Below are 22,412 nucleotides of genomic sequence, written 5' to 3'. Positions count from 1 at the left end.
CTTTTTTTAGTCCCTTCACGAAGCCCCCGACTGACCATGCCTGAAGCCCCCGCAGAAACACTGCCGCCCCTGATTGAAACCCCGCCGGGCCTGTACCGCCACTACAAAGGCATGCTTTACGAGGTGGTCGGCACCGTGCGCCACAGCGAAAGCCTGGAGCCCATGACGCTGTACCGCGCGCTTTACGGCGAAAAAGGCCTGTGGGTGCGCCCCGCCGCCATGTTCAATGAAGAGGTGGTGATAGACGGGGTGAAGCAGCCGCGATTTGCCCTGCAACCCGGCCCGCTGCCCGATTAAGCGCCGTCATCGATAATCGTGGGTTATGTCCGAATCCACCGAAATCGAAAAACAGGTCAAACGCCGCCGCACGTTTGCCATCATCTCCCACCCCGACGCGGGTAAAACCACGCTGACCGAAAAGCTGCTGCTGTTCTCGGGCGCGATCCAGATCGCCGGCAGCGTCAAGGCCCGCAAGGCCGCGCGCCACGCCACTTCCGACTGGATGGAGATCGAAAAGCAGCGCGGCATCTCCGTGGCCAGCTCGGTCATGCAGATGGAATACCGCGACTGCGTCATCAACCTGCTGGACACCCCGGGCCACCAGGACTTCTCGGAAGACACCTACCGCGTGCTGACCGCCGTGGACGCGGCGCTGATGGTGATTGACGCGGCCAACGGCGTCGAGCCGCAGACGCGCCGCCTGCTGCAGGTCTGCCGCGCCCGCAACACGCCCATCCTGACCTTCGTCAACAAGATGGACCGCGAGGTGCAGGACCCGATGAGTGTGATGGACGAGATCGAGCGCGAACTCGGCATGACGGTCATTCCTTTCACCTGGCCGGTCGGCATGGGCAAGCTGTTTCATGGCGTCTATGACAGGCGCGAAGACCGCATGCGCGTCTTCAGCCCCGGCGAGGAAAAAGCCGGCGGCGACGACGAAATCCTGGCCGGCCTGGACAACGCCGAAGCCGCCAAACGCTTCGGCGCCGAATACGCCCAGGCCCAGGGCGAGATCGAACTGGTGGCCGGCGCCACGCCCGAGTTCGATCGCGCCGAATTCCTGGCCGGCAGGCAGACGCCCATGTTTTTCGGCTCGGCCATCAACAACTTCGGCGTGCAGGAAGTGCTGGACGCGCTGGTCGACCTGGCGCCCGCGCCCGCCGAGCGCGGAGCCATCCAGCGTGTGGTCCACCCCGAGGAGAAAAAATTCTCCGGCGTGGTGTTCAAGATCCAGGCCAATATGGACCCGGCCCACCGCGACCGCATCGCTTTCCTGCGCGTGGCCAGCGGCGAGTTCACGCGCGGCATGCGCCTGAAAGTGGTGCGCAGCGGCAAGGAGCTGCGGCCCAACACCGTGGTGAGCTTCATGAGCCAGCGCCGCGAGCTGCTGGACACCGCCTTCGCCGGCGACATCATTGGCATCCCCAACCACGGCGTGCTGCAGCTGGGCGACACGCTGACCGAAGGCGAGGCCCTGCAGTTCACCGGCCTGCCCTTCTTCGCCCCCGAAATGTTCCGCGCCGTCGAGGTGGCCGACCCGCTGCGCAGCAAACAGCTGCGCGCCGGCCTCACCCAGCTCGGCGAGGAAGGCGCGATCCAGGTGTTCCGCCCGATTGCCGGCTCATTGCTGCTGCTGGGTGCGGTCGGCCAGCTGCAGTTTGAAGTGGTCGCCCACCGCCTGGAGCATGAATACGGCGTCAAGGCCCGCATCATGCCCAGCAACTTCAACCTGGCGCGCTGGGTCACCAGCGACGACGCCAACGAACTCAAAAAATTCATGGACGCCAATGCCCACCGCGTGGCGCTGGACGCCGTCGATGCGCCCACCCTGCTGGTGGACCACAGCGCCACCTTGCGCGCCGTGGAGCAGCAATGGCCCAAGATCAAGTTCCATGCGCTGCGCGAGCACGCCGGGCTGGTGTTCCAGTCCAAGATGTAAGCGCTTTTCCGCTCATCTGCCCCAGACGCAAAACGGGCGCCAGTCGCTATCCATCGGATAGCTTCTGGCGCCCGTGTTTTTTTCGCCGCCTTATTTGGCGTTCAAAAGCTCTCCAACTTCGAGCAAGACCAGTTCGTTGTCGTCAGCCTTGTTCGGCTCGCGGCTGCTCGAAAACGGCAGGTTGTTGTCGTTGCCGACCACGATGTGGGTCGCGTCCACCACGTCCACGTTTTCAATCGTGAAGAAAGGGAACTTGAGCACACCGTCGTTCAGCGGCTTGCGCGCCAGCTTGTTCGGGTCGGCGATGTTGAGCAGGTCGATATAGCCGACCTTGCGCACCGGCCCGCCCACGTTGGCGTCCGTCATTTCAATCTTGTAGACACGCTTGAATTTGGCGATATCGTGGAAGCAGTCGGTACGTTTCTGGCCTTCGGGGCAGGCCTTGTCGGCCGTGCCTTCGCCGTTGTCGCGTTCGATGACCAGGCCCGTGGTGGCGTCGATCATGTTGAAGTCGCCAATGGCATTGCCGTTGGCTTCCAGCGGGTACATCCACGAGCGGCCGCTCCACTTGCCTGCCTGCACGTCGAACTCCAGCACGCGCAGGGCTTCCTTGCCGGCCACACGTTCATAGTCTTTGGCCTCGGCGTTCCACACCGGGCCTTCGAGCAGCGCGTAAAGCTTGCTGCCGTCTTTCGACGAGGCCATGCCTTCAAAGCCCTTGGAGCGCTTGACCTGGAAGTCGACCGCGCCGCCGGGCGCGGCTGGCGTGGTGACGGCCGGGTGGTCGGGCGAGCGCACGACTTTGCCGTCCACCAGGGTTTCAAACACCGCCAGCACCTTGCCCTTGAGGTCGGCCTTGATCAGGAAGGGGCCGAACTCGTCGCCAATCCACAGCGCGCCGCCGGCGAACTGGAAGCTCTCGGTGTCGAAGTCGCTGCCGGTCAGGTAGCGTTTTTTGCTGCCTTCATGGACGATGCGAAACGGCACTTTTTTGTCGGGGTCATGCAGGAAGATGGTTTCCAGCCGCTTCATGCTGCCGCCCTTGAAGTCGACCTTGTAGCGGTTCAGGTAGAGCATGGCGTCGGGCGAGTTCGCCTTGGCGCCAAAACCGTTGTCCGTGATGATCCAGAACGTGCCTTCGGCCATCTTCTTGATGCCCGAATGGCCTTGCAGCGGCTGGCCCTTGAAAGGCAGCGACACGCCGGTAGGGCGGCCGGCCGACAGGCCCGGCACCGTGCCCAGCGCCTCGGTGCGCTGGCCGTTGGTGAACTTGCCGCTGACCTGCAGGTCCTGCGGCGCATCCTTGGGCGCGGGGATAAAGGATTGGGCGGGCAGCACCGCGTGGCCTGCCAGCGTGGCCGGAAATGCCGCGGGCGACTGTGCCAGCGCGCACAAGGGGGAGGCCAGCAGCACCAGCATCAGGGAGGAAAGAAGGCCGGTCGGGCGCTTTGGCAAGGAACAGGCAGTGGCGCCAGAATCAGATAAGAACATGTGTCATCCGTGGTTAAAGGAAGACGCATGGTCGCCAACCGGTGTGACGTCGCGATGACACAGGGTGCTCGCCCCAGGCCTCGGCAACCGGGAAATCGCCCCCGCTTTGCCCTATTGCCGGATTCTTCCGTTTCCGCTGACGATGGTCATCTCCACAAAGCGCGAACCATTGCGCATCCCCGGGCGAAATCCGACGACATATCCTCCCAGGTCAAAGTTTTCCAGCCCATCCAAAGCGGTGGCAAAACCTTCACGGGTCACGCGCGCGCCCTGCCGCCGGGCGGCTTCAACAATCACCTTTGCCGCGATGAAGCCTTCCATCATGGCGTAGCTGATCGGAACATCCTGCGCTCCGGCCGTTGCCGCGATGTCGTTGAATTCCTTGGAAAGCCGGTTTGTCAGTTTGTAGGGGCTGGGCGTGACCTGGGCAATCGCGATGCCTTGCATCTGCTCTTCAGAAAGCCGCTTTGCCATCTGCTCGATGTCCGCGCCTGAATGCGCGAACAGCTGGGCGGTGCCTCCCGCCGATCGGTATTTTTCAATGAAGCCGGCACAGGCGCTTCCGCTTGCAATCATGATGATCGCCTGCGGTGAGGCTGCCAGCATGGCATCGGCGGCCGCGCTCACGCGGCTGGTTCCGGCGTCATAACCCGCCGTTTGCACGATCGTGGCCTTGGCATTCGCGGCTGCCTCCTTTGCAGCCGCGATGAGCGGCGCAGCGTTCGGGCCATTTTCGTAGAGCAAGCCGAGCCTGGTGATTCCCACTGTCGCCAGGTGCGCCGCGATTCTGGAGATTTCGTCTCGCAAGGTGGCACGCACGCCATAAAGTTGCGGGGCCTCCAGATTCAGTTCGGTCGCGCGGAAGCCAACCAGTGCGATGCGCTCGCGCTCCAATACGCCCGCACTGACCAGCTGGGAGATATTGCGGCCTCCAAAGTAGCCGGCAAGCACCACGGGTTTGTCCTCGGCCAGAAGCGCGCGCGTTTGGGTGAGTGTTTCATCGGGTCGCCCGGCGTCGTCGCGGCGCGCCAGGATGAAGGTGTTTCCATTCACACCGCCCGCCTTGTTCACGGCGTTGAAATGCAACTGCATTCCAGCCGCGTAGGCACGGCCCTGGCTCGCGTCGATACCGGTCAAGGGCGCCACCTGGCCGACCACAAGCTGCGCGGCCAGTACGGATGACGTGATACCGCTTGCGATAGCCAGGCCGGCCAGGCGGCCGATCCATTGATTTTTTCTCATCTTCGCCCTCATCCTCGTTCTTATCTTCGTTGTTATCCTCGGTCCTCAACGAAATCCAAATCGCCTGGACCGGCCATTGATTTTTCTTTGTTCACGCACCGGCACTGATGCGATGTCCGGCGCCGCCTGCCGTCGTCGGCGAGCCGCCGGAGTGCGGCGGGGCCGAGACGATCGATGTCAGCGCCGGTTCGACGGCCCGCAGGCGGTCCAGCGCGGGACGCGGCCGCCGCAGCTCATCGGAGCCGGCAAAGGCCTGCTCCAGCGCCGCGGCCACGCCAAGCACATGCTGGTCCGCGCGGAAGTGGCCGACGATTTGCAGGCCGAAGGGCATGCCCGCGTAGTCGACTCCGCAGGGCAAGCTCAGCGCCGGCAAGGTGGCCAGCGTCACGACGTAGGTCAGGGCAAGCCAGCGGTAGTAGTTGGCTTGCGGCTTGCCGGCGATGGTGTCGGCATGCAGCGTGGTCCACGGGAAGGGCGACAGCGGCGTGGTCGGCGCCAGGATCACGTCATAACCCGCCATCGTGGCGTTGAAGCGGGCCAGGATGCGCGTCTGCTCGGCCTGGGCCCAGGCGCTGTCCAGCAGGCTCATCGCCGCACCTATCTCATAGTTGGCGCGCGTGTTGGGCCCCAGGCTGGCGGGGTCGCGTGCGTAGGCGTCGCGGGTCGCGGCCACAAAGGCCTCCGCGCGCAGCACGTCAAAGCAGCGGTGCACCTCGCCCAGGTCGAACTCCACCTTTTCACAACTGCGAAACAGGTGGGACATGGCGCGGACCTTGCGGCCGAAGGTCTCCCGTATCAGGGGATCGACATCGCAGGCGCCGAAGTCCTCGGTCCAGCCGACGCGCAAGGCCCCGAGGTCCAATTCAGGCGGATGCAGAAAACCGGCCGCATCCACCGGATAGCTGAGCGGGTCGCCCACGGCGGCGCCGGCCGAGGCAGCCAGTTGCTGGCAGGTGTCTGCGACGGTGCGGCCCATGGGGCCCACCACGGAAATCGGCGTCCAGCCCAGCGGCTTGCGCGAACTGGGCACCAGGCCCGGCGAGGGCCGAAAACCCACCACGCCGCACAGGGCCGCCGGTATGCGCAGCGACCCACCGGTGTCCGAACCGGTACATACCGGAAGCATGTCGCAAGCCAGCGCCGCCGCCGAGCCGCCCGACGAGCCGCCGGCATTGAGCCGGGGGTCAAAGGGGTTGCCGGTGGCGCCCCAGACCGCATTGCGAGTGTTTGCGCCGGCCCCCAGCTCGGGCACATTGGTCTTGCCGACCACGATGGCACCGGCGGCGCGCAGCCTCGCCACGAGCACGTTGTCGGCCGCGGGCACATGGTCGCGGTACAGTGCCGAGCCCAGGGTGGTCAGCAGGCCCTCGGTGGCCTCCAGGTCTTTCACGCCCATGGGCAGGCCGTGCAGCAAGCCCAGCGGGCGGCCCTGCATCACCGCGCGCTCGGCGTCCTTGGCCTCGGCGCGCGCGCGTTCAAAGCAGGTGGCCGTCACGGCGTTGACGAAAGGGTTGACCGCCTCGATGCGCTCGATGCAGGCTTCCAGCAGTTCGACGGGCGATACCTGCCTGGCCTCTATCAGGCGCCGCAGCTCCACCGCCGAGAGAGCTACCAGTTCCTTGCGGCTCGCCACCGTCAATCAATCCGGATGTTGGAACGCAGGGCGATCACGCGCATGCGGGGCAGCTCGTTTTCGATGCGCGCGGCGACCGCGGCAGCGGGCTCCCAGGCGGACTCGAGTCCGTTGGCGACGAGTTTTTCGCGAATTTCCGGGTCCTTCATGGTGTCAGCCAGCGCCTTCTGCAGCTTGGCTTTGACATCCGCCGGAACCCCTTTGGGCGTGGCAATGGCCAGCCAGGAGTCGGCCGAGAAACCTTTGAAGCCGCTCTCCGCCACGGTCGCCACCGTGGGCATTTGCGTCGCGCGGCTCTCGCCGGTGACGGCGATGGCCTTGATCCTCGGCTTGGCCGCCTTCAGCTGCGGTAGCGCCGCCGCGACGGTGTCAATGGTGAAAGGGATTTGCCCGGCCATCAAGTCATTCATCGCCGGGGCGCTGCCCTTGTAGGCGATGTGCTGCAGCTTGATGCCCGTGGTGCTCCACAGCATTTCGCCTGCGAAGTGCCCTGTGGTGCCGTTACCGAACGAGCCATACATGTATTTGTCCGGTGCGGCGCGCACTGCCGTGATGAGTTGCTTCAGGTCGTTGATCGGGACATCGACGTTGGCCAGCAAAACAAGGGGAACGCGTGCCACCATCCCGACAGGCTCAAAACTCTTGATCGGGTCGTAGGGCAGTTTGGGCATGAGGGCTGGATTCACCGTGAAGGTGGAACCAGAGCTGATCAGCAGCGTGTAGCCGTCCGGCGCGGCCTTGGCGACAAAGGCCGCACCGACGACGGTGCCGGCGCCCGGGCGGTTGTCGATGACGATCGGCTGCCCCAGGCGCTCGGCCAGTTTCTTGGCGACCAGCCGCCCGGCGATGTCGGTGGCGCCACCCGGCGGAAACGGGATGACCAGCTGGACCGGCTTGGACGGATAGCCCTGCGCATGGACGCCGGTCCAGGGCGCCAACAAGGCCAGCGCCATGGCCAGGAAGAAGCGCTTCTCATACCTTGGTTTCATCATCGTAGTTCCCTCTTTGTTGCAGCGCGAGCCGCGTTGATCAACCGTTGCGAAACAGGAAGCTGTAGGCATTGAGCGCCGGCACGCCGCCCAGGTGCGCGTACAGCACGCGCGAGCCGGCCGGAAACTCGCCGCGCCTGACCTTTTCAATCATTCCGTGCATGGACTTGCCCTCGTACACCGGGTCGGTCAGCATGCCCTCCTGCCGCGCGCACAGGCGGATCGCCTCCAGCGTGCCTTCATTCGGCAGGCCGTACTCGGGGCCGCCGTAGCCGGTGTCCAGCACCACGTCTTTTGCGGTGATGGGGCGACCCAGCTCAACCAGCTTGGCGGTGTTCTGCGCGATGCGCAAAATCTGCGCGTGGGTTTGTTCCGGCTTGGCCGAAGCGTCAATGCCGATCACGCGCTCGGCCCGGCCGTCGGCCGCAAAGCCCACCACCATGCCGGCCTGCGTGCTGCCGGTGACCGAGCAGACCACGATGTAGTCGAACTGGAAGCCGAGTTCGGCCTCCTGCGCGCGCACCTCTTCGGCAAAGCCGACAAAGCCCAGGCCGCCGTAGGGATGCTCCGAGCAGCCCGCCGGAATCGGGAAGGGCTTGCCGCCGGCCTTGCGCACGTCGTCCATGGCCTGCTCCCAGCTGGGACGTATGCCGATGTCAAAACCGGCCGCGTCCAGCCGCACGTCGGCGCCCATGATGCGCGACATCTCGATATTGCCCACGCGGTCATACACCGCGTCGGAGTAGTTGACCCAGTTCTCCTGCACCAGCACGCACTTCATGCCCAGGTGCGCGGCCACCGCCGCCACCTGCCGCGTCTGGTTGGACTGGATGCCGCCTATGGACACCAGCGTGTCGCAGCCCTGGGCCAGGGCCTCGGGAATCAGGTATTCCATCTTGCGGGTCTTGTTGCCGCCGAAGGCCAGGCCGCTGTTGCAGTCTTCGCGTTTGGCAAAGAGCTCGACCTTGCCGCCCAGGTGGGCGCTCAGGCGTTTGAGCGGCTGGATGGGCGTGGGGCCGAAAGTCAGCGAATGCCTGGCGAATTTCTGGAGCTGCAACGGATGTTGAAGAGGATGCTTGAGCGAAGTGGACATGAAGGAGGTTCCCGGTTGGAAGTGAAACTGACGCTTGAAGCGACGATGAATCAAATCGTAGCCAGGCCCTCCTGCAATGAGTTGCTTAAACACCCTGTCAAACAGACCCAAAAATCTTCCTTTCACGAATTTATGTAATTAATTCCATAAATTCGCATTTTTACGCAATATTTGTAGAATCCCCCCATGGAACACACGCTGGACCGCATTGACCGCAAACTCCTGAAGCTGCTGCAGCAGGACGCCTCCCTGCCCAATATCGAACTGGCCGAAAAGACCAGCCTGAGCCCGCCCGCCTGCTCGCGGCGCGTGGCCAGGCTCAGGGAAGCCGGCCTGATCCGCAAGACGGTGGCGCTGGTGAACCCGCGCGCGCTGGGCTACAACGGACTGGTCATCATCGGCGTGGTGCTGGACCGTTCCACCACCGACTCTTTCGCGGCGTTTGAAAAAGCCGCATCCGGCCTCAGCGGCTGCCTGGAAGTGCAGCTGGTGACCGGCGAGTTCGACTACTTCGTGAAGCTGCGCATCCAGAGCATCGACTCCTTCAACGAACTGCATGCGGCGCAGCTCATAGGCCTGCCCGGGGTGCGGCAAATCCGCACCTTTGTCTGCCTCAAGGAGGTGTTCGAGACCACGGTGATTCCGGTTTAGGCCGGGCTTTTGCAATAAGCTATGCGCATGTTGCCCAAAGCCAGCCTGTGCCTTCGTTTCTTCCTCATGCTGCTGTGCGCCTTCTGCGGCGCAGGCCATGCACAGGTGTTTGACCGCCTGTATGAAAGCAGCGCCCAGATCACCCTGGCCCAGCCGCTGCAATGGATCGCGGTGCCCAGGGATTCCATCGCATCGCCCGATGCCTTCGCCACGGGCGAACTCGCGGCCACCGCAAAACGCGCCTTCCAGCCCTACACCGACGACACCATTCTTCCGACCTCGGACACACAGGAAGTCTGGGCCAGCTTCGCCCTGCCCACCACGGAAACCCTGCAGACCTGGTACATCCGGCTGGCGGGCCAGGCAGTCTACAAGGTAAGCCTTTACTCGCGCGACGCGCAGGGCGGCTGGCAGGTCCATTCCGCCGGCGAGGCGATCGCCCCCGCCTACTGGGCGCTGCGCACCCGCGTCCCGAGCTTTGAGCTGCAATCGCACACCGACCAGCCGCAGACCTACTACCTGCGCTTCGAACACCGCCGGCCCATCACCGAGCGGCCCATGCTGCTCACGCCCGTCGAGTACATAGACGGCGCCTCGCGGGTCGGCGTGGTGATAGGCCTGATGTGGGGCATGTTCAGCGTGCTGGCCGTGCTGTGCCTGGCCGCTTTCAGCATGTCGCGCAGCAAGGTCTTCCTCTGGTTCGGCGCCGTGGTGGTCACGCTGATGTTCACGCAACTGGTGCTGATCGGCTACGGCGGCTGGCGCATCTGGCCCTACAGCGTGCACCTCAACCAGGTCATGGGCTGGGTGTCGGCCACGGTGACCATGGCCGCGGCCGCCTGGTTCTGCGCCCAGGCCAGCTATGCGCGCGACGGCCATCCGCGCGTGTACCGGCTGCTGGCCGGCGTCACGGCGGGCAGCCTGCTCATGGCCTGCGCATTCATGGTCCGCCTGGACTTTGTGCCGCGCGACCTGCGCAACCTGTGGCTGGCGCTGGCCACCGTGACCATCCTCGCGAGCCTGGTCTGGATATCGCTGCGCGGCCAGGCCTGGAACCTCCTTTTATTGATAGGCGCCGCGCCCATAGGCGGGGCCGCGCTGGCGCGGCTTTCCTATAACGCCGGCTGGGTGCTCAATGTGGAATCGGCGCAGGCCGCGGGTGTGCTGTCTGCCATGGTGGGCCTGCTGTGGATTTTCGGGGTGCTGGCGTGGCGCAGCCGGGCGGCACTGTTTTCCAACCACCGCGGCGCGGCCCTGTCGACCTACGATGCGGCCAGCGGCCTGATGCTGCCGCGCATCATCGAAGCCAGGCTGCCAGGCATGCTGCTGCGCGGCCGCCGGCAGAAGCTGGCCTGCGGCGCGATGATGCTGCACTGGCTCAACCAGGCGCCCAGCCATGACGAGGTGGGCGACCTGAAACGCGGCGCCGCGCTGTCGCGCATCGGCGAGATCCTGCGCCGCGCCGCGCGCGACGTGGATACCGTGGCACGCTGCGATGAAAACCATTTCATGGTGCTGGTCGAAGGCCCGGTCAGCCGCGCCGTGCTGTCCGAGATTTCCACCAAAATCCTGGCGGACTGCATACGCGCCTCCGAAAAACTGGGCGAGGCCGACGCATTCACCCTGCACATCGCCATATGGCACGACACGCCGAGCGCGCAAACCGCCGCGGAGGTGACCGACCTGCTCAAGATACGCCTGCACCACATGGCCGCCGGCACCAAACGGCCCGTGCAGTTTGTCGACTCGCCGCTGGAGCCCGGCAGCGCCGCGGCCGAAGAAGCCAGCCGACGCGAAGACCTGGTGGCCAAGATCAACGCGATCGAGACCTCGCATCCCACGCTGGGATAGCGGCGGCTCGCCGTAGAGTCGCCCCGGTCAGCGCCCTGGAAGCGGCAAAGCGGTCTTATACCGGACCTGCTTGAGCGCAAAACTCGAGCGGATTTTTTCGATCCCCGAAATCGGCGACAGCTGCTCGAGGATGAACTTCTCCAGCGCGCCTATGTCGGCCACCGCCACGCGTATCAGGTAGTCGCTGTCGCCCGACATCAAATAGCACTCCATCACCTGGTCGTGCTCGGCGATGCGCCGCTCAAAGTCGGCCAGCGACTCCTTGCTTTGCGTGCGCAGGCTGATCGAAATAAACACATTGAGGCCCAGGCCCAGCGCCGCGGCGTTGGCAATCGCCACATAACGGTCAATCACGCCGCCAGCCTCCAGCGCCTTGACGCGGGCCAGGCAGGGCGAAGGGCTCAGGTGCACACGCCGCGACAGCTCCACATTGGACAGCGAGCCGTCGCGCTGCAGTTCGTCGAGAATCTTTAAATCGAGGGCATCAAGCTGCATAATCTGTAAAAACCGGTTTTTACAGAATTTTATGCCTCTTAACAGCCAAACACCACGATATTGAGGCTACAACTTCTGGGCAAACCTGCGTACAGTCATTTTTGCCATGAACCATTCCACCCCCCATCATTTGCTGGCGCAGGCCGAGATGCCCGCCGATACCGATCCGCAGGAAACCGCTGAATGGCGTGAAGCGTTCGAGGCCCTGGCCCTTACCCACGGCCCAGCCCGCGCGCGGCACATGCTCAATGAATTGAGCCGCGTCGCGCGCAAGCAGCGCATTGGCTGGCAGCCCGAGCTGGCCACGCCCTATATGAATACCATCGCGGTGGACGAGCAACCCGTGTTTCCCGGCGACCTCGCGCTGGAAGAGCGCCTGGCCTCGCTGATGCGCTGGAACGCACTGGCCATGGTGGTGCGCGCCAATCAGGCCGAAACCGGCGGCTCCGCCGAACTCGGCGGCCATATCGCGAGTTATGCCAGTGCGGCCGACCTGTTTGAGACCGGCTTCAACCACTTCTTCCACGCGCGCGAAGGGGTGGCTGAAGGCCAGCACCGCGGCGACCTGGTGTTCTTCCAGCCGCACAGCGCGCCCGGCGTCTATGCGCGCGCCTACCTCGAAGGCCGGCTCAGCGAAAAAGACCTGGGCTTTTACCGCCAGGAACTCAGCGCACCCGGCCAGGGCGCGCAAGGCCTGTGCAGCTACCCGCACCCTTATTTGATGCCGGACTTCTGGCAGTTCCCGACCGGCTCCATGGGCATAGGCCCCATCAGTTCCATCTACCACGCGCGCTTTATGCGCTACCTCACGCACCGGCGTTTGCTGAACTGCGCGGGACGCAAGGTCTGGGGTGTGTTCGGCGACGGCGAGATGGACGAGCCCGAATCCATGAGCGCGCTGACCCTGGCCGCGCGCGAAGGCCTGGACAACCTGGTCTGGGTCGTCAACTGCAACCTGCAGCGACTGGACGGCCCGGTGCGCGGCAACGGCCGCATCATCGACGAGCTCGAAAAGCTGTTTGCCGGCGCCGGCTGGAACGTCATCAAGCTGGTCTGGGGCAGCGACTGGGACGGCCTGTTCGCGCGCGACCTCACGGGCGCGCTGACGCAGGCCTTTGCCCAAACGGTGGACGGCCAGATGCAGACCTTTGCCGCCAAGGACGGGCGCTTTAACCGCGACAACTTCTTCGGCCAGAACGCCGAACTCGCGCGCCTGGCCCAGGGCATGACCGACGAGCAGATAGACCGCCTGAAACGCGGCGGCCACGACCTCGTGAAAATCCACGCCGCCTACGCCGCGGCGGCGAACCACCAGGGCCAGCCCACCGTGATCCTGGCCCACACCAAAAAAGGCTACGGCATGGGTAGCGCCGGCCAGGGCAAGATGACAACGCACTCGCAGAAGAAGTTCGATGGCGAGGACCTCATCGAATTCCGCAACCGCTTTAACCTGCCACTGTCCGACGAGCAGGCCAAAAACCTGGCCTTTTACAAACCCGCCGCCGACAGCGCCGAAATGCAGTACATGCACGCCAGGCGCACGGCGCTGGGCGGCTACCTGCCGCGCCGCGAAACCACGGCCGATGTGGTCGACATCCCCGCCCTGCCCTCCTACGCCCAGTTCGCGCTGGCGGCCGACGGCAAGGACATGAGCACCACCATGGCTTTTGTGCGCATGCTGGGCGGCCTGCTCAAGGACGCTGGTCTGGGCCCCAGGATCGTGCCCATCGTCGCCGACGAGGCGCGCACCTTCGGCATGGCCAACCTGTTCAAGCAGGTCGGCATCTATTCCAGCGTGGGCCAGCGCTACGCGCCCGAAGACATAGGCTCGGTGCTGAGCTACCGCGAGGCGCTGGACGGCCAGATCCTGGAAGAAGGCATCAGCGAGGCCGGCGCCCTGGCCAGCTGGACGGCCGCCGCCACCAGCTACAGCGTGCACGGGCTGGCCATGCTGCCCTTCTATATCTATTACTCCATGTTCGGCTTTCAGCGCGTGGGCGACCAGATCTGGGCCGCCGCCGACCAGCGCGCACGCGGCTTTTTGCTGGGCGCCACCTCGGGCCGCACCACCCTGGGCGGCGAGGGCCTGCAGCACCAGGACGGCACCAGCCACCTGGTCGCCGCCACCATTCCCAACTGCAAGGCCTATGACCCGGCTTTCGCGGGTGAACTTGCCGTGATCCTGGACCATGGCATGCGGGAAATGATGGTCGAGCAGAAAGACGTCTTCTATTACGTCACGCTGATGAACGAAAACTACGCCCAGCCCGACCTGCGGCCCGGCGCCGAGGCCGACATCATCCGCGGCTGCTACCGCTTCGACAGTTTCCTGCCCGCCGGCAAGAAGGCCGAGGGCGAAGTGACCCTGATGGGCTCGGGCGCCATCCTCACCGAGGTCATCAAGGCCGCGCGGCAGCTCGCCCAGCAGGGCATTGCCGCCACTGTCTATAGCGTAACCAGCTGGAGCGAACTCGCGCGCGACGGCGCAGCCTGCCAGCAAGCGGCGCTCAACGCTGAAGCACACGCCGAAGCCTTCGTCGCGCAGCAGTTGAAGGCCAGCACCGGCCCCATCATTGCCGCCACCGACTATGTGCGCGCCGTGCCCGAGAGCATCCGCGCCTTCCTGCCCGAAGGCCGGCGCTACCTGACCCTGGGTACCGACGGCTTCGGCCGCAGCGACACGCGCGCCGCGCTGCGCGCGTTTTTCAGCGTCGATGCGCAAAGCATCGTGAAAGCCGCGCTGCACCTGCTCAAGCCGGCCTGAGGCCTTCGCCAGACAGCCGGGCGGCCGGGCCGTACCGGCCGTCCCCGCGTGCTTGCACGCACGCTTTCACGCATCCATCCTCCTTCGCGACTTCGCGCGGGCTTAAGCCTGCCCGCGATGAATGCTTGCGCTCCGCATAGGGTTTATGGATACAAACAAAAGAAGTAAGAACATCACACAAAGATTGTCCGCACAAAGACTATCTCTCCCCTGTTCGAAGGAGGTGCTCAGTAAGCTTCAAAACATTCTGTATCGCGAACTACTACTGGCTGCTGATCTCCTTCATCACCGCAACATGAATTGCCCCCGAGCCACGCCACCCAAGATGGCACTTTCCCAAACCATCACGCTGACGGCGGCTGGCAACAGGGCCTGAACCATGATCGCTGACAACATCAGCTACACCCACGGCGCCGCCATAGAGCTTCAGTGCTCCGCTGCCATGGTGGCCGTCCTGATGGTGTCCCGGCGCTGGCCCTGCCGTTCAGGGTTCGACAATCCCAGCCAGGCTCGCCTCGCCCATCGCTCCCGCCAGATCATCCGCATGATGCTTGTCGCGCTGATGGGTTGCTCGCTGCCTTGCGGCGCGGTCAGCCTCGGCGACGCCACACTGCTGTCCGGCCCGGCCCAGCCGCTGCGCGTGGAAATTGAACTGGCGTCCGACATCCAGTCCGGCTTTCAGGTCAGGCTGGCCTCCGAGCAGGCCTTTCGTGAAAACGGCATCGCCTACCCGGCCTGGCTAGGCAATGCACAAGTCTCCCTGCTGCAGGCGCAGGGCTTGCGCCGGCGCGCCGCGCTGCTGCTGCAAGCCCCGCAGGCAGTGCAAGCGCAACTGGTCGAACTGGTGCTGGAATTTTCCTGGCCTGCCGGCAGCAGCCAGCAACTTTACGTGCTGATGCTGGACGCCCCGACCCAGTCGAGGGACAAAAAAGAAGTTGCCGACGTACCAGTCACCGCAGTCACCGCCGCACTGGCGGACAACACCGCCGGACCTGTTCCCGACAGCGCTGAATCCACTCCGGCTGCCGATGCAAGGCGGCCCGGCCTGCTCAAAGGCATGACGTTCGAAACGGCGCTGCGCTTTCCTTTCAAAAATCGCGAGCATGCCGGCGTAGTCTCGGCGCGCAACGGCAAGCCATCCTCTTCCCAGCCAAAGCAAGACCGGCTGCGGCTCGAAAAAGCCAAATCCGCCCAGGCCGACCGCATCGCGCAGGAGCGCCGTGAGGCCGACCAGCAGGCGCGCTTGCGGGAACTCGAACTCAACGCGCGGCAAATTCGCGAGCTCACCGACCAGGTCGCAGCCGCAACGCCGCCGGCGCCCTTGCCACAAGCCCCCGCACCCGCTGCGCTGCCCCCACCAGTCGCATTGGCCGTCGCGCCGGCGCCTAAAACTGCCCCCCTCCCACCCCAGAAGCCTGCCCATCTCAGCCAGCGCACATCCATCTGGCCCTGGGTGCTTGCGGGGCTTACCGTGCCGCTGTTCATCGTCTGGGCCCTGCGTTTCTGGCTGGCCCGTCGCCGTCCTGAATTCACCGACAGCATGGGCGCAGCGGCATCGGTCTTTGAACTCAGCCCGGCAGAAGCCGAACAGGCCTACACCAACTATATGCAACAGCGGCAGGTGCCGGCGCGGTCGGATACACCCAGCGCGGAAGACGCCCGCGCCCTGTTTACCCTTGGCCAGTTCGCCGACGCGCAGCAGTTGCTGGGCACATTACTCAGCCAGAACCCCCGCAGCCATGAGGCCTGGTTCCTGCTGGCACGCGTGCTGTGCGCCCAGGGCGACAGCGCCGGCTTCGCGCAGCGCATGCCCCAGTTGCGCGAACTGACCGGCGCAACCGGCGAGTTGTGGGAGCGCGTGCTGGTGCTGGGCCACGAACTGGACCCCGGCAATCCGCTCTACCAGGCCGCCCTGCTCCAGAAAGCGCAAGAGCATCCCGCGGCACCAGCAGCGCAGCCGGCATCACCGGGCACTCACAAACCGCTTACGCCACCTAGCGCCAGCAGCGCCGTCGACGATGCACTGCGCATGGCCACGGCTTATGGAGCACGCCCGGCATGAGCTGTGCGCCCGCCTTGGCCGCCTCAGGCATGCGACTGGCCCAGCCGCCGCCTGAGCTCCCTTTTCCCATTCTGGTTTTCCCGTCAGTTCTCTCGTCATCGCAAACATCACCAGGAGCCAAGCACCATGAAACATCGTTCATCAACCAACCGCCGCCAAGGCGGCTTCACCCTCGTCGAAATCGCCATTGTGCTGATGATTCTCGGCCTGCTGATAGGCGGCATCCTGCGCGGCCAGGAGCTGATCCAGTCGGCACGCGTGCGCAACATCGTTGACCAGAAGTCGGCGATACAGACGGCCTACATCGGCTTTCTGGACCGTTACCGGATGTTGCCGGGGGATTTGACATCGACCCAAGCTGGGGTCGTCGGGAACAACGCCCGCGCCTCGTCTGTAGCATCGGGCGGCACTGCGCTCATCTCCAGAGCCACCGAGTCCACATTGTTCTTTCAGAATCTCACGGCTGCAGGTTTTCTTTCCTGCAGTGCTTGTGCGAATGTGCCTGCTGGTGGCGCAGCGGCAAGCATCAACAACAGCCCCACCAATGTCTATGGAGAGTTTCTTAGTGTAGGGCACGATAACTCCGACAATACCGGTGCCACCACTTGGTTTGATGCAACCGACGCTCTCAACCGTTTAGTACTCTATACCGGAGCATCAATCCCATCGCAGGTGTTGGCGGAAGTTGACCGAAAAGCCGACGATGGAAGGCCAGGTACCGGGCAACTCCGGTTTGCTGCCGGTGGATTCGCAGTTGACGTGTGCACTGGTGATGGGATGGTCGCAACTCCAGCAAACGGCACTTGGATAAATCCCTCCCAGTCCAATTGTGCGGGCGCCTGGCTGTTTTAATCTGCGGCAGCAAGGACTGATCATGAAATCGCCGGTCCAACGGGTTTCGGAAAAACGGCGGCGCTTGTGATGCTCGCCGGAGGGCTGACGAGCTCCTTTTAACCATGACGTTGCGGCAGCGCCACGGCTCCGCTTGGAGCCAGCATGGCCGCATGCTGTTCCAACGGAGCAGTTTCTTGTGACTATCAATGTGCAGCGGCCCCGAGAGTTTATGGCCTGCTTTTAATGTGACACCTTCAAGAAGTCCGCATCATGAAAAATCACAATGCCTCGCGCCGTCAACGCGGCTTCACCCTCGTTGAAATCGCCATCGTACCGATGATCATCGGCCTGCTGATTGGCGGCACCCTGCGCGGACAGGAACTGATCCAGACGACACGCGTGCGCAACCTGATCGACCAGAAGTCTGCGGTTCAGACAGCTTATATCGGTTTTCTGGACCGCTACCGCATGATGCCCGGGGATTTGACTCCCGCGCAAGCTGCGGTCGTCGGGAACGGTACGCTTTTCGCGGCGGGTACGCTTGACGGTGATGGCTTGATCCTCTGGAACCTCGATTCCATCGTGTTCTTCCAGAATCTCACGGCTGCAGAATTTATTTCCCGCGGTGCCTACATAACCGTAACGGGCGTCAATACACCAGAACCCTTCAACACCTTGGCCAACGTCTATGGAGACTACGTTGTGGTAGCTACCCAGAACAGCAGCAATACAGGTGGTGGCTGGTTTGATCCGGTTCCGGCGCCGGGCATCAGCCGATTCTTCATGGGAACGGGAGGGTCTGTCCCTTCACAGGTTTTGGCTGAAGTCGACCGCAAGGCGGACGATGGGCTTCCGAGCACCGGCCAACTCCGCTATCACTATATGCGGACATCGGCGGCATGCAGCCGCATGCGCCCTTTGTATGACCGCCATCCCGACGGTAAGCGGTTGGGCCAATCCCAGTCAAGACAATTGCGCAGGAGCCTGGTTGTTCTGACAAAGAGCGAGATACCGGCATGAACCCCATAAAGACAACGGCCTTATTTGCGCTTGCACTACTGGCAGGCTGCATGGCCGCTCCACCACCCGCCAGCACGCAACACATAGGCATGGCCGAACCGGTACGGCCACCGGCCCCAGCGGCGCTGCGGCCGGTGCGTCTCCCCGCGCTACCGGCGGCGCCCCAGCCACAGGCGCAGCAGGAATTGTTCAGCGTGGTGGTCAGCGAGGTACCCGTCAAAACACTGCTGTTCGCGCTGGCGCGCGACAACCGGCTCAATGTGGACGTCCATCCCTCCATCGCCGGCCAGGTCACGCTCAATGCCACCGACCAGACCTTGCCGCAGCTGCTGGACCGCATCGCGCAGCAGGCGGACCTGCGTTATGAAATGACGGGCAACACCGTGCGCCTGCAACGCGACACGCCCTACCTGGCCCACTATGCGGTGGACTATGTCAACCTGAAGCGGCAATCGTCCAGCCAGACGTCGGTATCCTCGCAGCTTGGTACCGGCAACACCGCTGGCTCCTCGAACGCAAGCATCAGCAACGCCGCCGATAACCAGTTCTGGGACACGCTGATCAACAACGCCTGCCTGATCATCGGCGCGGCTAACCTGGAGTTCAAGCAAAAAGACGACCTGGCGCAAAAGCAGGATCGCGAGCGCGAACGCGACGACAGGCTGCGCATCGCCATGGAGCTGTCCCGCGCGGCACCGAACAGCGCCACCGGCACGGCGACTTCAACACCCTTTATGACCAATGCCGGAACCCCCGACCTGTTGAAACAGGTCCTGGCTACCAAGGATGCCGTGGACAAGGTCGAATGCGGCAGCGCTTCATCGGGCGCGGCCACAAGTTCCTCTACATCCAGCTCCGGCTCCAGCGCCAATAACATCGTGGTGAACCGCGAAACCGGCCAACTGGCTGTCTACACCACCTCACGCGGCCACGAGCAGTTCCGCCAGTTCCTGGATCGCATCAGCGCCAGCGCGCGGCGCCAGGTCTTGATAGAAGCCACGATTGTCGAAGTCACGCTGTCCAATGCCTCCCAGCAGGGCGTCAACTGGCAAAAAGTGGTACAGGGCGGGCTGCTGCGTGGCCTGAGCTTCCAGATGCAGCCTTCGGGCACGGGCGCGTTTTCGGGTACGCAGGACGCCGCGCTGCTGCGCATGAGCTACACCAGCGGCAGCGGCGACTGGAGCGGCATCCTCTCGCTGCTTGAATCCTTTGGCCAGACGCGCGTGCTGTCCAGCCCCAAGGTGTCGGTGCTCAACAACCAGACGGCAGCCCTCAAGGTGGTGGACAACTATGTCTACGTCACCATCACTTTTACGCCGGGCACCTTCACCCCCAATGCCACCGGGCAGCTGGTGCGGACCACGCCCGACAGCTACACCTCCAACCTCAATTCGGTGCCGGTCGGTTTTGTGATGACCGTGACGCCGCAGGTGGCTGAAAGCGGCGAGGTCACGCTCAATGTGCGGCCCACCATCAGCCGCGTGGTGCGCGAAATCATAGACCCCAACCCCGCGCTGCTGGGCGCGACGCCGCCCATCATCAACCGCATTCCCGTGGTGCAGTCACGCGAACTCGAATCCGTGCTGCGCGTGCAAAGCGGCGAAATCGCCGTGCTGGGAGGCCTGATGCAGGACGCCAGCAACGACGGCGAAGACGCTGTGCCGGGTGTCAGCCGCATCCCGCTGCTGGGCGAAGCCTTCAAGCAGAAACAGCAAACCCGCAGCAAAACCGAGTTGGTGGTGTTTTTGCGGCCGGTGGTGGTGGGCGATGCCTCGCTCAACGGCGACTACAAGGCCTACAAGCCGCTGCTGCCCACATCCAGCTTCTTCAAGGACGCGGCGCCGGAGGCCCTGGGCCGAAAACCGCTTGATGCCTCGCCAACCCGCTAATCCGACGGAAACCCATGAAGCCCCTCCTTAGCGTTCTACCCTTGCTGCTCTGCGCCGCCCCCCTGGCATGGGGCCAGGCCAAACCAGGCGCCGCCGCGCCGGCCCAGGCCGCGGCCGCGTCGCGCGAGCCGGACATCCGCATCACCCGCCGCAAGCCCGCGCCCGTGGTGGACGTGGACGTCAAGCGCGGCTACGAGGCCCTGCAGGCCGGGCGCTACGGCGAGGCGCGCAGCGCTTATGAACAGGCCTTGAAGCGCGACGGTGCGCTGCGCGACGCGCTGATCGGCCTGGCCTGGTGCCTGGAAGGGCTGGAAGACCACCAAGGCGCGCAGGCCGCGCTGCGCCGCCTGCTGGAGCTTTATCCGCGTGACGCCGAGGCCCAGGCCGCGCAGTACCTGGTGGGCGGTGGCATCCCCGGCGATGCCGCGGCCCGCTTCAAGCAGCTGGCTGAGCGCAGCGAGCGCAACGCACCCCTGCATTACACGCTGGGCGTAATCCATGCCGAACAGGGCCGTTGGGCCGAGGCGCGCCTGGCCTTTGAGCGCGCGGCGGCGCTGGAGCCCGGCCAGCCCGACTACCTCTACAACTTCGCGTTGTCGCTGGACCGCCTGGGCCAGGGGCCCGAAGCCATGCGCCAGTACGTCAAGGCCCTGAACCTCTCCTTCCGCCAGCCTGCCGCCTTCAACCAGGAAGCCGTGCGCAACCGCCTGCGTGCGCTGGCCGCACCGGCCTCTTGACCTCAAGACCCCAAGCGCCCATGTCCCTGGCACCTCCGCCCCATCTGCAGGACCCGCCGGTGGCCATGCGCAAGGCGGAGCGCGAACTGGCCGAAGCCCTGCTCCAGCAGCGGCGGCTCACCTCCTCCCAGCTGGCCATCGCCCTGGCCGAAAAACGGCTGCGCGGAGGCAGCCTGCATGCGCAGCTGGCCGGTTTGGGTTTTGTGGGCGAGCTCGAGCTGCGCGCCTTGCGCGCGCAGCTGCACCAGCTGCCCGAAGTCGACCTGCTGACCCGCCGGCCCGACCCGACCCTGCTGCAATTGCTGGCCGCGCCCCTGGCGCGCAAGCACGGCGTCCTGCCCGTGGAGATGACGGCCCAGGGCGAGCTGCTGCTGGCCGTCGACGAGACCGACAACCTGGTGGCGCTGGACCAGATCAGCGCCCACCTGCGCGCCAAGGGCGTGCCCCGTGTGCGCCTGGCACTGGCGACGCCGGACGAACTGATACGCGAGATCGACCGGGTCTACGGCGAACGCCCCAGCGTGGACGCCCTGCTCGCCGCCAGCGGCAAGGAGCCGCCCGTGGACAAGCTCATCGAGGCCATCGTCCACAACGCCTACGACAGCCTTGCATCGGACATCCACTTCGAACCCGAAGAGCATCTGCTGCGCGTGCGCATACGCGTCGACGGTGTGCTGATCCAGGCGCATCTGCTGCACGCCTCGATGTGGCCGGCCCTGGCGGTCAAGCTCAAGGTCATGGCCGGCATGAACATCGCCGAAAGCCGCGCCGCCCAGGACGGGCGCTTTGCCATGGAGCTGGGCGCGAGCCAGATCGACTTTCGCGCCGCCTGCCTGCCGACGGCCCATGGTGAAAACATCGTGCTGCGCCTGCTGGACCGGCGCCGCAGCATAGTCCCGCTGGAACGGCTGCAACTCACACAGACCACCATGGACAGGCTGCATGCGCTGATGAGCCGGCCCGAGGGCATTGTGCTGGTCACCGGCCCCACCGGCAGCGGCAAGACCACCACGCTGTATTCCATGCTGGCCGAGATCAGCACCGAAGCGGTGAACGTCATGACGCTGGAAGACCCCATCGAATACCCGCTGCCGCTGATACGCCAGACCCAGGTGACCGACAAAATCGGTTTCGCCGAAGGCGTGCGCGCCCTGATGCGGCAAGACCCGGACGTGATCCTGGTCGGCGAGATCCGCGACTCCGAAACCGCCGAAATGGCTTTTCGCGCCGCCATGACGGGGCACCAGGTGTTCGCCACCCTGCACACCAACTCGGCCCTGGGCGCGGTGCAGCGCCTGCGCGACATCGGCGTGTCGGCCGAAATCCTGGCGGGCAACATGATAGGCGTGATAGGCCAGCGCCTGGCGCGGCGCCTGTGCCCGCACTGCAAGACGCGCCGCCCGCCCACCGCGCACGAAAAAATCCTACTCGAGCTGCCCGACGACGAACACCCGCTGTACCAGGCCGTGGGCTGCGCGCACTGCAGCCAGCGCGGCTTTCTGGGCCGGGTGCTGCTCATGGAAGTGCTGTGCTTCGACGAAACCCTGGACCACCTGGTGGCCAAGCATGCCAGCCACATCGAACTGGCGCGCCACGCGCGCGCCGAGGGCTTCACCTCGCTGCGCGACGACGCGATCCGCTACGTGCTGGCGGGCCACACCACGGTCGAAGAGGTCAGCCGCGTGGTCAACCTCGCGGCGCATTGACGGACAGCGACAAGGA

At 64.6% G+C, this 22,412-nt stretch carries 17 protein-coding genes; 11 read left to right on the top strand and 6 right to left on the bottom strand.

Annotated features, from left to right (window positions below):
- Window positions 1-36: 36 nt before the first annotated feature.
- Both AC1DUN_RS21435 and AC1DUN_RS21430 read left to right on the top strand, forming a co-directional pair.
- Window positions 37-297 carry a DUF1653 domain-containing protein gene (locus tag AC1DUN_RS21435; protein WP_477715752.1) on the top strand — a complete coding sequence of 87 codons (261 nt, stop codon included), beginning with the start codon at window positions 37-39 and terminating at the stop codon, window positions 295-297.
- Window positions 298-322: 25 nt separating this feature from the next.
- On the top strand, window positions 323-1,939 hold the full coding sequence (locus tag AC1DUN_RS21430) for a peptide chain release factor 3 (RefSeq protein ID WP_413329879.1): 1,617 nt from the start codon (window positions 323-325) through the stop codon (window positions 1,937-1,939).
- A gap of 90 nt (window positions 1,940-2,029) precedes the next feature.
- Here the strand turns inward: AC1DUN_RS21430 and AC1DUN_RS21425 are convergent, their stop codons facing one another.
- The 5 genes from AC1DUN_RS21425 to AC1DUN_RS21405 all read right to left on the bottom strand — a co-directional run bounded on the left by AC1DUN_RS21425 (window position 2,030) and on the right by AC1DUN_RS21405 (window position 8,351).
- The gene (locus AC1DUN_RS21425) at window positions 2,030-3,358 is read right to left on the bottom strand and encodes an esterase-like activity of phytase family protein (RefSeq protein ID WP_477715774.1); all 1,329 of its coding nucleotides are present in this window, start codon (window positions 3,356-3,358) and stop codon (window positions 2,030-2,032) included.
- 183 nt (window positions 3,359-3,541) lie between these two features.
- Complete coding sequence (locus AC1DUN_RS21420; RefSeq protein WP_477715751.1) at window positions 3,542-4,672, bottom strand: ABC transporter substrate-binding protein; 1,131 nt, start codon at window positions 4,670-4,672, stop codon at window positions 3,542-3,544.
- 91 nt (window positions 4,673-4,763) lie between these two features.
- Window positions 4,764-6,305 (bottom strand): amidase, encoded by a 1,542-nt coding sequence (locus tag AC1DUN_RS21415; RefSeq protein ID WP_477715750.1) that lies wholly within the window; start codon window positions 6,303-6,305, stop codon window positions 4,764-4,766.
- 2 nt (window positions 6,306-6,307) lie between these two features.
- Window positions 6,308-7,294 carry a Bug family tripartite tricarboxylate transporter substrate binding protein gene (locus AC1DUN_RS21410; RefSeq protein WP_477661329.1) on the bottom strand — a complete coding sequence of 329 codons (987 nt, stop codon included), beginning with the start codon at window positions 7,292-7,294 and terminating at the stop codon, window positions 6,308-6,310.
- 40 nt (window positions 7,295-7,334) lie between these two features.
- Window positions 7,335-8,351, bottom strand: a complete 1,017-nt coding sequence (locus AC1DUN_RS21405) for a 1-aminocyclopropane-1-carboxylate deaminase (RefSeq protein WP_477715773.1) — start codon at window positions 8,349-8,351, stop codon at window positions 7,335-7,337.
- Between the two features lie 222 nt (window positions 8,352-8,573).
- Here AC1DUN_RS21405 and AC1DUN_RS21400 point away from each other — a divergent pair, with 222 nt between their 5' ends.
- Together AC1DUN_RS21400 and AC1DUN_RS21395 are read left to right on the top strand one after the other, a co-directional pair.
- The gene (locus AC1DUN_RS21400; protein WP_477715749.1) at window positions 8,574-9,038 is read left to right on the top strand and encodes an Lrp/AsnC family transcriptional regulator; all 465 of its coding nucleotides are present in this window, start codon (window positions 8,574-8,576) and stop codon (window positions 9,036-9,038) included.
- Between the two features lie 27 nt (window positions 9,039-9,065).
- Window positions 9,066-10,889: a sensor domain-containing diguanylate cyclase gene (locus tag AC1DUN_RS21395; protein ID WP_477715748.1), complete on the top strand. Its 1,824-nt coding sequence runs from the start codon at window positions 9,066-9,068 to the stop codon at window positions 10,887-10,889.
- 27 nt (window positions 10,890-10,916) lie between these two features.
- Here AC1DUN_RS21395 and AC1DUN_RS21390 read toward each other — a convergent pair whose 3' ends face one another.
- Window positions 10,917-11,384 (bottom strand): Lrp/AsnC family transcriptional regulator, encoded by a 468-nt coding sequence (locus tag AC1DUN_RS21390; RefSeq protein WP_477715747.1) that lies wholly within the window; start codon window positions 11,382-11,384, stop codon window positions 10,917-10,919.
- 106 nt (window positions 11,385-11,490) lie between these two features.
- On the opposite strand from AC1DUN_RS21390, the gene mdeB reads away from it, so the two are divergent.
- The 7 genes from mdeB to AC1DUN_RS21355 all read left to right on the top strand — a co-directional run bounded on the left by mdeB (window position 11,491) and on the right by AC1DUN_RS21355 (window position 22,396).
- Entirely contained in the window at window positions 11,491-14,148 is a 2,658-nt protein-coding gene (mdeB, locus tag AC1DUN_RS21385) for an alpha-ketoglutarate dehydrogenase (protein ID WP_477715746.1), read from the top strand.
- Between the two features lie 379 nt (window positions 14,149-14,527).
- The gene (locus AC1DUN_RS21380) at window positions 14,528-16,210 is read left to right on the top strand and encodes a type IV pilus assembly protein FimV (RefSeq protein ID WP_477715745.1); all 1,683 of its coding nucleotides are present in this window, start codon (window positions 14,528-14,530) and stop codon (window positions 16,208-16,210) included.
- Between the two features lie 126 nt (window positions 16,211-16,336).
- Window positions 16,337-17,062: a type II secretion system protein gene (locus AC1DUN_RS21375; RefSeq protein WP_477715744.1), complete on the top strand. Its 726-nt coding sequence runs from the start codon at window positions 16,337-16,339 to the stop codon at window positions 17,060-17,062.
- Window positions 17,063-17,314: 252 nt separating this feature from the next.
- Window positions 17,315-18,064 (top strand): type II secretion system protein, encoded by a 750-nt coding sequence (locus AC1DUN_RS21370; RefSeq protein ID WP_477715743.1) that lies wholly within the window; start codon window positions 17,315-17,317, stop codon window positions 18,062-18,064.
- 50 nt (window positions 18,065-18,114) lie between these two features.
- Complete coding sequence (locus AC1DUN_RS21365; RefSeq protein ID WP_477715742.1) at window positions 18,115-19,953, top strand: secretin and TonB N-terminal domain-containing protein; 1,839 nt, start codon at window positions 18,115-18,117, stop codon at window positions 19,951-19,953.
- Between the two features lie 14 nt (window positions 19,954-19,967).
- Entirely contained in the window at window positions 19,968-20,690 is a 723-nt protein-coding gene (locus AC1DUN_RS21360; RefSeq protein WP_477715741.1) for a tetratricopeptide repeat protein, read from the top strand.
- Between the two features lie 20 nt (window positions 20,691-20,710).
- Window positions 20,711-22,396 carry a GspE/PulE family protein gene (locus AC1DUN_RS21355; RefSeq protein WP_477715740.1) on the top strand — a complete coding sequence of 562 codons (1,686 nt, stop codon included), beginning with the start codon at window positions 20,711-20,713 and terminating at the stop codon, window positions 22,394-22,396.
- The last annotated feature ends 16 nt before the right edge of the window (window positions 22,397-22,412 follow it).

Source organism: Polaromonas sp. P4_F6, from assembly GCF_056401275.1.
Note: the sequence above shows the minus strand (reverse complement) of the source record. Positions and strands in the feature narration are given on the sequence as shown.